Here is a 10,049-nt window from a genome sequence, read left to right on the forward strand (position 1 = left end):
GGCGCGGGGACGGGCGGAGATGCGGGCGCGGGCACGAGTGCTGGCGCAGGCGCGGGCGCAGGCACCGGCTCGGCCGACGGCGGCCCGCCGCGGCAGCGCGTGCGGTGCGTCCGGACCGGCCCCGACGCGGCCGACGTCGAGATCGCCGGCGTCGTGCACCCGGTCCGCGTCGCCGTCGCCGGGGACGTCACCTGGGTCGCCGTCGACGGTGCGACGCACGACGTCCGCGTCCGCAGCCGGGCCGAGCAGCTCGCCGACGCGCGCACGGCAGGCCCGGGCGGCGACGGCCCGAGCGCCCCCGAGGTCCGCGCGCCCATGCCCGGCGTCGTCGTCGCCGTCGACGTCGCGACCGGCGACGAGGTCGTCGCCGGTCAGCCCCTGCTCACGATCGAGGCGATGAAGATGGAGCACCGCCTCGCCGCCCCCCGCGACGGCGTCGTCACCCTCACGGTCCGACCGGCCGACCGGGTGCAGCTCGACCACGTGGTCGCGACCGTCACCCCCCACGAAGGGACCGCACCATGAGCCACGACCTCACCCCCGAGCAGCGCAAGCTTCGCGACGAGGTGCGCGACTTCGCCGACCACGTCGTCGCGCCCGCCGCGTACGAGTACGACACGAAGCGCGAGCTGCCGTACGAGATCCTCGCGCAGATGGGGGAGATGGGGCTGTTCGGCCTGCCCTTCCCGAAGGAGCACGGCGGCCAGGGCCGCGACATGTTCGACCTGTGCCTCGCGGTCGAGGAGCTCGGGCGCGTCGACCAGTCGATCGGCGTGACGCTCGAGGCGGGCGTCGGGCTCGGGGCCATGCCCGTCTACCGGTTCGGGACGGACGCGCAGAAGGAGGAGTGGCTGCCGACGCTCACGTCGGGCCGCGGGCTCGCGGCGTTCGGGCTGACGGAGGCCGACGCCGGGTCGGACGCGGCGGGCACGCGCACGACGGCTCGTCTGGAGGGCGGCGAGTGGGTCATCGACGGCAGCAAGCAGTTCATCACCAACTCCGGCTCCGAGATCACGCGGCTCCTGACGATCACGGCGGTGACGGGCGAGCGCACGCGTGACGACGGCACGACCGCGAAGGAGCTGTCGGCGATCCTCGTCCCCGCCGGCACGCCGGGGCTGACGGTCCTGCCCGCCTACGACAAGGTCGGCTGGCACACGTCGGACACCCACCCGCTGCGGTTCGAGGACCTGCGCGTCCCCGAGGAGAACCTGCTCGGGACGCGCGGGCGCGGGTTCGCGCAGTTCATCCAGGCGCTCGACGAGGGTCGCGTCGCGATCGCGGCGCTCTGCACGGGCGCCGCGCAGGGCTGCCTGGAGGAGGCGATGCGGTACGCCCGCAGCCGGAACGTGTTCGGCCACCCCATCGGCGAGAACCAGCACATCGCGTTCAAGCTCGCCCGCATGGAGGCACGCGTGCACGCCGCACGGCTCGCCTGGTACGAGGCCGCGCGGCTGCTCGTCGCGGGCCAGCCGTTCAAGCTCGAGGCGAGTCTCGCGAAGCTGCTCGGCAGCGAGGCGGCGATGGACAACGCGCGCGACGCGACGCAGATCTTCGGCGGGTACGGCGTCCTCAACGAGAACCCGGTCGCGCGGCACTACCGCGACTCGAAGATCCTGGAGATCGGCGAGGGCACGACGGAGGTGCAGCTCATGGTCATCGCGCGCGAGCTCGGGTTCGCCGGCTCGGGGGTGAGCACGCGGTGACCGACGTCGTGCAGCGGGGGCTGTACTACGACGAGCTCGAACCGGGCACCCGCTACCTGCACCGCCCCGGACGCACCCTGACCGAGGCGGACAACGTGCTGTTCAGCACGCTGACGATGAACACGCAGGCGCTGCACCTCGACGCCGCGTGGTCCGCGGACCAGCCGTTCGGGCAGCGGCTCGTCAACTCGATGATGACGCTCGCGGTGCTCGTCGGGGCGTCCGTCACGCAGCTCACGCAGGGCACGATCGTCGCGAACCTCGGGTTCACCGAGGTCCGGTTCCCGCACCCTCTCTTCCACGGCGACACGCTGTACTCCGAGACCGTCGTCGTCGCGAAGCGGCCCTCGACCTCACGGCCTGGCCAGGGCGTCGTCACCCTCGCGCACACCGGCCGCAACCAGGACGGCGCCGTCGTCGCCGAGGCCACCCGGACCGTCCTGTTCTGGACGAAGGAGGCGGCGCCGTGAACCTCGACCCGGGGCGCGGGGGGACCAGAAGCTTCGCGCTCGGCCCGGCGATCCTGTTCTGCCCCGCGGACCGGCCCGACCGGTACGCCAAGGCCGCCGAGCGGGCCGACGCCGTCATCCTCGACCTCGAGGACGCCGTCCTGCCCGACGCCAAGCCCGGAGCCCGTGACGCGCTGCGCGCGACGCCGCTCGACCCCGACCGCACGATCGTCCGCGTCAACGCGGCCGGCACCCCCGACCTCGTCGAGGACCTGCACGCGCTCGCGGGCACGCCCTACCGGACCGTCATGCTCGCCAAGACGGCCGACCGCGCCGACGTGCGCGAGCTGGCCGCCTACGACGTCGTCGCGCTCGTCGAGACCGCCCAGGGCGTCGTCGACGCCGACGCCATCGCGGCCGAGGCGAACGTCGTCGCGCTCATGTGGGGCTCCGAGGACCTCGTCGCGTCGCTCGGCGGCACGTCCACCCGGCGACCCGACGGCACGTACCGGGACGTCGCCCGACACGCCCGCTCGACCGTCCTGCTCGCCGCGGGCGCGCACGGCAAGGCCGCGATCGACGCGGTGCACGTCGACCTCGACGACCTCGACGGCCTCGCCGCGGAGGCCTCCGACGCCGCCGCGAGCGGCTTCACCGCGACCGCGTGCCTCCACCCGCGCCAGGTCGACGTCGTCCGAGCCGCCTACCGCCCGACCGACGAGCAGGTCGCGTGGGCGCGTGCGGTGCTCACCGCTGCACAGGGCGAGCGAGGAGCGTTCCGCTGGGAGGGCCGCATGGTCGACGCCCCGGTCCTCCGTCACGCCGAGGACGTCCTGCGCCGCGCGCGCCCGTAGCGTCCGGACACTGATCCAGGCGATGACGGCGGGCACCACGACGGCCGTGCCGGCACGACGACGACGTCGTCCCGCACCGGCGATGGCGCACTGCGGCACCCCGGCGACCGCGACCGCGATCACCACCCGCGCCGCCCCGGCGCGCAGCAGACCGACACCGTCGGGCGCGGTCTCATGCGCCGTCGACGGGCTTCGCGGACGCGCCGAGCACGGTCACGCTGCCCGACGACGACACCGCGACCGCGACGATGACGACGGCCCGCACCCGGAGCGCGGTGCGCCACCCGGGCTGGCCGACCAGGTCCGCGACCACGGGGTCGACGAACCGCAGGGGATCGTCCGCCGACATCGAGGAGATCGTGACGTCGGCGTCCAGGGAGAGCACCGCGACGCTGCCGCCCTCCACGGCGAACGTGCGAGAGGCGCCGCCTGGACCGAACGGATCGGCCCGGTCTCCCCACGGGTCGACGGTGACCGACTGCACGACCGCGCCGAGATCCCCGAGCAGAAGGTCGCTGCGCACGTCGTCGAGCGCCCCGAGCTCCGCGATCGGGCCGGTCTCGCCGGTCCGGACGTAGTGCTGCACCGCCGCGAGACCGTCCTGCGCGCGGGCCAGGTCGGCCTCCTGCGGCGCGTGCGGCGCGTCCTGGTCGCCCCGGTGCAGGACGGTGCCCTCCGTGACGGTCGTCTCCGCCAGGACGTGCCAGCCGTCGAGGACGTCGCGCCGCTCGGACAGCCGCAGCAGCGGCGGCGCAGTGGCGTCACCTTCCTTGCGCGTGACCTCGACGTGGAACAGCGGGTAGCGCGCGAACGAGGGGTTGAGCTCCTCGAGCGTCGTCAGCCCGTACGTCGAGCCGTCGACGGGCGTGCCGTCCTGTGCCGCACGCGCGAGCTCCACGCGTGTCTCGAACTGCTGCGCCTCGAGCTCCGGGCCGCTGAGCACCGCCGCCCACGCGGCAGGATCGCCCGCGGCAGCCGCCGCCGCGGCCACGCTGTACGGGTGCGGGCTCGGGTCGGGTGCGTCGCGTTCGGTGTCCGTCACTGCGAGCCGCTCGGGCTCGGACGGACGGATCGCGACGCCTGGTCGTGTGACGCAGCCGGTCACGCTCATGGCGGTCGCGACCGCGACGACCGAGGCGAGACCGGTGACCCGTGACCGCCTCGCGACGTGCGCGGCCGCGATGCGCGAGCGTCCGACGACGCCCCGACCACTCGCGCTGACCTCGTCCGACCCCACCCCGCCCGGCGAGCCCTGCGGACCTCGACGGCGCAGCAGGAAGATCCCGACCGCGACGAGGGCCCCTCCCGTGACGGCCGTCGCGGTGGCGACGAGGAAGGCCGACGCCACCTCCACGCCCACGACGACGTCGAGACGGGCCCCGGGTTCGGCCGCGACCGCGGTGACCGCCACCGGGTCGTCGGTCAGCACGACGTCCAGCTCCCGGGTGCCGGCCCCGCGGTCGTCGGCTGCCCAGAAGGTCGCGGAGGCGAGGTCGCCAGGTGCGTCGTCCATGCGTCCGCGCACCTCACCCGCCGGTCGGCCGTCGGTACCGGCACGGAGAACCACGAAGCGTCGGGTCGTCGAGACGTAGGAGGCGACGTCGACCGGGTGCGCCGCGCCCACGAGGACGTCGCCGCGGTCGGCGTGCGCCTCGACGTGCAAGGTCACCCCGCTGAGCGGGACGAGGTCGTGCGGCACGACGACGGCGCGGACGCCTGCGGGCGCCGCGAGCGGGCGGAGGTCGGCACGGTCGTCCGGTCCGACGACGGCAGCGGCCGCCGTCCCCAGCAGGAGCGGAACCGTCCCGAGGACGAGGCAGAGCAGAGCGATGACACGGCGCATTCGGGCCCCCTTGGAGTGATCGGGGCCAAAGGTAGGGAGCCCTGCGACAGGCCCGTCAGGTTCATCCACAGGCCCCGTCGAGGGCCCGTCGTCGCGCCTGAGACCAGGCCGCGCCTGCGCGCGTTCCTGACGTCCTGCGGGTGCCGTCCACCAGGCCTACCGTCGGAGAACCCGTGGGGCAGCGGCGGGGGTGAGCACGGACTCGGTGGAGGACCCCATGAGCACCACCGACGAGCAGGGCGACGCAGGACGCGACGACGAGACGCAGGAGCTGGCCGAGGGCGGCGGCGTGGGCGTCGGCTCGGGAGAGCCGAACACGTTCGAGCCTGAGGAGGACCCGGAGGCCCCGGCGGCCGGACCGACCGACTGACCGTCGTCGGTCCGCGCGCGCCAACGCCGCACGGACGACGTCGAGACCGACATGGATGCTGTGCGGAGGCCGTGGACGGCAGCCATGTCGGTATCGACCGACGCCCGCGAGCGCGACGCCGCCCACGCGCGCCGCGGTCAGCAGGTTCTCAGCACGTAGCCGTCGTCCTCGGGGGTGCGCAGCTCGACGTCGCGCAGGATCGTGGAGACCGGCTGCCGGGGGTCGGCGCACGCGGGCGTCCACGCGTCGACGTCGTACTCCACGTCGATCACCGCCGCGCCGTACACGTCGGTGTAGGCCGCGCACTCGTCGTACCGGCGGCACTCCTCGGCGACCGCGAAGTCGAACCCGGCCTCGTCGCGTCCGCGCGCTCCGAGCTCGGGCGCGTTCTTCTGACCCACCGCGAGTCCCGCGGCGTGCCCGACGATCACCAGGCGGGCCGCGAGGTCGAGCGCCCCGTCCATCGTCAGCCGGCCGTCCGAACGGGTCCACGAGTCCAGGTTGTCCAGCTCGACCGCGTCGAAGCCGCGCTGCGCGCACGCGGTCACCTGCGCGCCGACCACCTCCGCGATCGCAGCCCTCTTGGCGGCCGTCGACGTGTCCAGCAGCAGCTCGTCCGGCCAGCCCGGGTCGACGACGGGGTCGCCCGCCGCGTCCTGCAGCACGAGGTCGGGGTGCTGCCCGAGCCACGTGTCGCGTGCGTCGGGCTGGGTCTGGAAGCCGTTGACGTAGCAGCCCGACCACAGCCCCGGCGCGGGGGTGTCGGTCACGTCCCGCACCACCCCGCCGATCCCTGCGGGGGGCGCGTAGCCGCCGCCGAGCTGGTAGTCGACGACCACGCCCGCGGGCGGTCCCGGACGGGGAGCCGTCGCCGGCGGTGCCGCGTCGCTCGGCAGCGGTGCGGCGGAGACCTGCGGGACCGCGGCGGGTGACCGGGTCGTGTCCGAGGGGTCGAGCGCAGGGCCGCGGCTCGCGGGCTCACCGGTGCACGCCGACGTCAGCGTCAGCGCGACCGCCACCAGGACGGCCTTCGCGCGTCCGCCGCCTCGTCTCACCCTCGACGCCCGCCTCTCCCGCGCACCGCCTGTCGGCGGGACCCCTGCGACGTCCGTCTGCTCGCCGGTGCACTCTACGGGCGGCCCGGCCTCAGGTCGGGTCTAGGCGGACGCGGTCCCGTCGCGTGCGGGCACGTCGCGGCGCGCCGGGCCGTCGTACCGGCTCAGCGGGCGGATGAGGGAGTTCGACGCGAGCTGCTCCATGACGTGCGCGGTCCACCCGACGACGCGCGCGGCGGCGAACAGCGGCGTGAACGTGGGGGTGTCGAACCCCATGAGGTGGTAGGCCGGGCCGGTGGGGTAGTCGAGGTTCGGCAGGATGCCGGTGCGCGCCGTCATGGCGTCCTCGAGCGCGACGTACAGGTTGAGCAGGTCCTGCCGGTCGTAGTGCGCGACGAGCTGCTCGAGCCAGCGCCGCATGGTGGGGACGCGGGAGTCGCCGTGCTTGTAGACGCGGTGCCCGAACCCCATGACCTTGCGCTTGGCGGCCATCTCCTCGTCGAGCCACGACGCGGCGCGTGACGCGGAGCCGATCTCGGCGAACGTCGCCATGACGGCCTCGTTCGCGCCGCCGTGCAGCGGGCCCTTGAGCGCGCCGACGGCGCCCGTGACGGCGGAGTGCAGGTCGGACAGGGTCGAGGCGATGACGCGCGCGGTGAACGTGGACGCGTTGAAGGAGTGCTCGGCGTAGAGGATCAGCGACACCTCGAACGCCTTGACGACGACCGCGTCGGGGACCTCGCCGAACGTCATCCAGAAGATGTTCTGGGCGAAGGGCAGGTCGTCGCGCGCGGGGATCGGCTCCTGGCCGCGGCGCCGGCGCTGGTCGATCGCGACGACCGCGGGCAGCTGCGCGAGCAGCTGGACCGACTTGGCGAGGTTCGCCTCGGGCGACGGGTCATCGGCGCGCGGGTGGTGCGCGCCGATGACGCTCACGGCGGTGCGGACGACGTCCATCGGGTGGCACGTCGTGGGCAGCGCGAGCACGGCCTCGACGACGGGCTCGGGGAGCGTGCGCTGCGACCGGCCGCGGCCCTGGAAGGCGGCGAGCTCGTCGGCGTTCGGGAGCTCGCCGTGCCACAGCAGGTACGCGACCTCCTCGAAGAGGCAGCGCTCGGCGAGCTGGTCGACGGGGTAGCCGCGGTACAGCAGCGAGTTGCTGTCGGGGTCGACGGACGAGATCGCGGTCGTGTCCACGACCACACCCGCGAGCCCCTTGTGGATCTCGGTCATGCACAGCCTCCATCGCCGTTGACGGAAATTGCACGGACGCCCGGTGCGCGGGCGCTACAGCCTGAAGTTGAACACGCCCTCGTCGAACCGGTTGTAGGACGCGTAGTCGAGCAGGTCGTAGAGCTCGGCGCGCGTCTGCATGCGGTCGAGCACCCCTTCCTGCGTGCCGGTCGCGAGGATCTCGTCGAGGCCGGCGACCGCGGCGCCCATCGCGAGCCGCAGCAGCGTGACGGGGTAGATGACGATGTTCATGCCGAGGTCGTCGAGCTCGTGGGCGGTGAGCAGCTTCCCCTTGCCGAACTCGGTCATGTTGGCGAGCAGGGGGACGTCGAGCGCGTCGCGGAACGCCGCGAACTCGTCGGGGCTCGTGAGCGCCTCGGGGAAGACCGCGTCGGCACCGGCGTCGACGAGCGCGTGCGCGCGGTCGATCGCGGCGTCCAGCCCGGCGACGGCACGTGCGTCGGTCCGGGCGACCACGAGGAAGTTCGGGTCGCGACGGCCGTCGACCGCGGCGCGGATGCGGCGCAGCGCGGTCTCCTCGTCGACGACGTCCTTGCCGTCGAGGTGGCCGCACCGCTTGGGGTTGACCTGGTCCTCGATGTGGCAGCCCGCGAGACCGGCGTCCTCGAGGCCCTGGACGGTGCGCGCGACGTTCATCGGTTCGCCGAAGCCCGTGTCGGCGTCGACGATCGACGGCAGGTTGCTCTGCCGCGCGATCTGACCCGCCCGCAGCGTCACCTCGCTCGCCGTCGTCAGGCCGATGTCCGGCAGCCCCAGGTCCGCCGAGATCACGGCTCCGGACACGTAGACCCCGTCGAACCCCTTGGACTCGATGAGCCGGGCCGACAGCGGGTTGAAGGCTCCCGGCAGACGCAGCAGCCGCCCCGACCCGAGGGCCTCGCGCAGGGCGACGCGCTTCTCCGCGGCGGTCGTCGTCGCGTACAGCATCAGAAGAGTCCTCCCGGGGAACGGACGGCGTCGAGGACCGCGGCGGGTGCGACGAGCGTGAGGCCCGCGAGCTCGTCGGGCCCCAGGGACGGCAGGCGCTGCGCGACGTCGAGGAACCGTGCCACCTCGGCCTCGCCCAGCACGTCGGTCGCGAGCGTGCGGAACTTCTCGACGTACTGCGGGCGTGCGAACGGGCGCGCGCCGAGCGGGTGCGCGTCGGCGACGGCGATCTCCTCGACGACCACCTCGCCGCTGGTCGTCGTGATCTCCAGACGCCCGCCGAACGCCTTCTGCGCGGGGTCGGTCGAGTGGTAGCGCGCCGTCCACGCGGGGTCCTCGGTCGTCGTGATCTTGCGCCACAGCTCCACGGTGTCCGGGCGGGCCGCGCGCGACGACGCGTACGAGTCGACGTGGTGCCAGCGCCCGTCCTGCAGCGCCACCGCGACGATGTACGGGATCGAGTGGTCGAGCGTCTCGCGCGACGCGGTCGGGTCGTACTTCTGCGGGTCGTTCGCGCCGGACCCGATGACGTGGTGGGTGTGGTGCGAGGTGTGGAGCACGATCGACGCGACGTTCGCCGGGTCCGCCAGGTCGGGGCGCTCCCGGTGCAGCCGGCGGGCCAGGTCGATGAGCGCCTGCGACTGGTACTCCGCCGAGTGCTCCTTGGTGTACGTGTCGAGGATCGCCGTCTTCGGCTCGCCCGGGCCCGGCAGCGGCACGTCGTACGACGCGTCCGGACCGTCGAGCATCCATGCGACGACGCCGTCCTCGCCCTCGTAGATCGGGCTCGGCGCGCCCTCGCCGCGCATCGCCCGGTCGACGGCCTCGATCGCGACCTTCCCCGCGAACGCGGGGGCGTACGCCTTCCACGACGAGATCTCGCCCTTGCGGGACTGCCGCGTCGCGGTCGTCGTGTGCAGCGCCTGCCCGACGGCCTGGAACGTGACGTCGGGCGCGAGGCCCAGCAGCGTGCCGAGGCCAGCGGCCACCGACGGGCCGAGGTGCGCGACGTGGTCGATCTTGTGCGCGTGCAGGCTGATCGCCCGCACCAGGTCCACCTGGATCTCGTACCCCGTGGCGATCGCGCGCACGAGGTCCGCGCCGGACCGGCCGACGTGCTGCGCGACCGCGACGAGCGGCGGGATGTTGTCGGCCGGGTGCGAGTAGTCCGCCGCCAGGAACGTGTCGTGGTAGTCGAGCTCGCGCACCGCGACACCGTTGGCCCACGCGGCCCACTCCGGGGAGACGCGCACGTCGGGCGCCAGGCCGGAGACGGTCGACCCGTGCCGCGCCGACGACGCGGCGTGCGGGTGCGCGACGGCCTGCGCGCGCGCGGCGACGACGGGCGAGCGGGTGAGGGACGCGGCGGTCACGGCCGCGTTGTCGATCACGCGGTTGACGACCATGTCGACGACGTCGTCGGGCACCGGGACCGGGTCTGCGGCGACCTCCGCGATCGCCCACGCGAGCTGGTCGGTGCGCGCCAGGCGGTCGGCGCTCGGGTGCACGCGCAGGTGGTGTGTGCGGGGCAACGTGCCTCCGTCCCTCGTCGGGCGTGCCGCGGCCCGTCGGCCACGACGACGCCGACCGC

10 protein-coding genes are annotated in these 10,049 nt (G+C 74.1%); 5 read left to right on the forward strand and 5 right to left on the reverse strand.

Translation table 11 applies throughout. The features are described from left to right. The 4 genes from CTKZ_RS11210 to CTKZ_RS11225 form a co-directional block, all read left to right on the forward strand. Positions 1–525 (forward strand): acyl-CoA carboxylase biotin carboxyl carrier protein subunit (locus CTKZ_RS11210; RefSeq protein WP_124343022.1); only part of this gene is annotated, 525 nt, incomplete at its 5' end. Next, on the forward strand, positions 522–1,706 hold the full coding sequence (locus CTKZ_RS11215) for an acyl-CoA dehydrogenase family protein (protein ID WP_124343023.1): 1,185 nt from the start codon (positions 522–524) through the stop codon (positions 1,704–1,706). The genes CTKZ_RS11210 and CTKZ_RS11215, both read left to right, overlap by 4 nt. Next, complete coding sequence (locus CTKZ_RS11220) at positions 1,703–2,176, forward strand: MaoC family dehydratase (RefSeq protein ID WP_124343024.1); 474 nt, start codon at positions 1,703–1,705, stop codon at positions 2,174–2,176. Before CTKZ_RS11215 ends, CTKZ_RS11220 begins: the two co-directional genes overlap by 4 nt. Next, positions 2,173–3,009: an HpcH/HpaI aldolase/citrate lyase family protein gene (locus CTKZ_RS11225; protein ID WP_124343025.1), complete on the forward strand. Its 837-nt coding sequence runs from the start codon at positions 2,173–2,175 to the stop codon at positions 3,007–3,009. The genes CTKZ_RS11220 and CTKZ_RS11225 overlap by 4 nt, the downstream gene beginning before the upstream one ends. Before the next feature lie 172 nt (positions 3,010–3,181). Here the strand turns inward: CTKZ_RS11225 and CTKZ_RS11230 are convergent, their stop codons facing one another. Further along, complete coding sequence (locus CTKZ_RS11230; protein ID WP_124343026.1) at positions 3,182–4,852, reverse strand: hypothetical protein; 1,671 nt, start codon at positions 4,850–4,852, stop codon at positions 3,182–3,184. A gap of 217 nt (positions 4,853–5,069) precedes the next feature. On the opposite strand from CTKZ_RS11230, the gene CTKZ_RS22015 reads away from it, so the two are divergent. Next, on the forward strand, positions 5,070–5,222 hold the full coding sequence (locus CTKZ_RS22015; protein WP_200829714.1) for a hypothetical protein: 153 nt from the start codon (positions 5,070–5,072) through the stop codon (positions 5,220–5,222). A 137-nt stretch (positions 5,223–5,359) separates the two neighbouring features. Here the strand turns inward: CTKZ_RS22015 and CTKZ_RS11235 are convergent, their stop codons facing one another. The 4 genes from CTKZ_RS11235 to CTKZ_RS11250 all read right to left on the reverse strand — a co-directional run bounded on the left by CTKZ_RS11235 (position 5,360) and on the right by CTKZ_RS11250 (position 9,990). Further along, positions 5,360–6,241 carry an endo alpha-1,4 polygalactosaminidase gene (locus CTKZ_RS11235; RefSeq protein WP_235843445.1) on the reverse strand — a complete coding sequence of 294 codons (882 nt, stop codon included), beginning with the start codon at positions 6,239–6,241 and terminating at the stop codon, positions 5,360–5,362. Positions 6,242–6,379: 138 nt separating this feature from the next. Continuing rightward, positions 6,380–7,510 (reverse strand): bifunctional 2-methylcitrate synthase/citrate synthase, encoded by a 1,131-nt coding sequence (locus CTKZ_RS11240; RefSeq protein ID WP_200829715.1) that lies wholly within the window; start codon positions 7,508–7,510, stop codon positions 6,380–6,382. Positions 7,511–7,564: 54 nt separating this feature from the next. Then, positions 7,565–8,458 carry a methylisocitrate lyase gene (prpB, locus tag CTKZ_RS11245; RefSeq protein WP_124343029.1) on the reverse strand — a complete coding sequence of 298 codons (894 nt, stop codon included), beginning with the start codon at positions 8,456–8,458 and terminating at the stop codon, positions 7,565–7,567. After that, positions 8,458–9,990 carry an MmgE/PrpD family protein gene (locus CTKZ_RS11250; RefSeq protein WP_124343030.1) on the reverse strand — a complete coding sequence of 511 codons (1,533 nt, stop codon included), beginning with the start codon at positions 9,988–9,990 and terminating at the stop codon, positions 8,458–8,460. Before CTKZ_RS11250 ends, prpB begins: the two co-directional genes overlap by 1 nt. Positions 9,991–10,049 lie beyond the last annotated feature (59 nt).

Origin of the sequence: Cellulomonas algicola, from assembly GCF_003851725.1 — a bacterium.
GTDB lineage: Bacteria > Actinomycetota > Actinomycetes > Actinomycetales > Cellulomonadaceae > Cellulomonas > Cellulomonas algicola.

Excerpts from the sequence above, each read along its gene's own strand:
- CTKZ_RS11215 (WP_124343023.1), top strand. The coding sequence starts at position 522 with ATGAGCCACGACCTCACCCCCGAGCAGCGCAAGCTTCGCGACGAGGTG.
- CTKZ_RS11230 (WP_124343026.1), bottom strand. The coding sequence starts at position 4,852 with ATGCGCCGTGTCATCGCTCTGCTCTGCCTCGTCCTCGGGACGGTTCCG.
- CTKZ_RS22015 (WP_200829714.1), top strand. The coding sequence starts at position 5,070 with ATGAGCACCACCGACGAGCAGGGCGACGCAGGACGCGACGACGAGACG.
- CTKZ_RS11240 (WP_200829715.1), bottom strand. The coding sequence starts at position 7,510 with ATGACCGAGATCCACAAGGGGCTCGCGGGTGTGGTCGTGGACACGACC.
- prpB (WP_124343029.1), bottom strand. The coding sequence starts at position 8,458 with ATGCTGTACGCGACGACGACCGCCGCGGAGAAGCGCGTCGCCCTGCGC.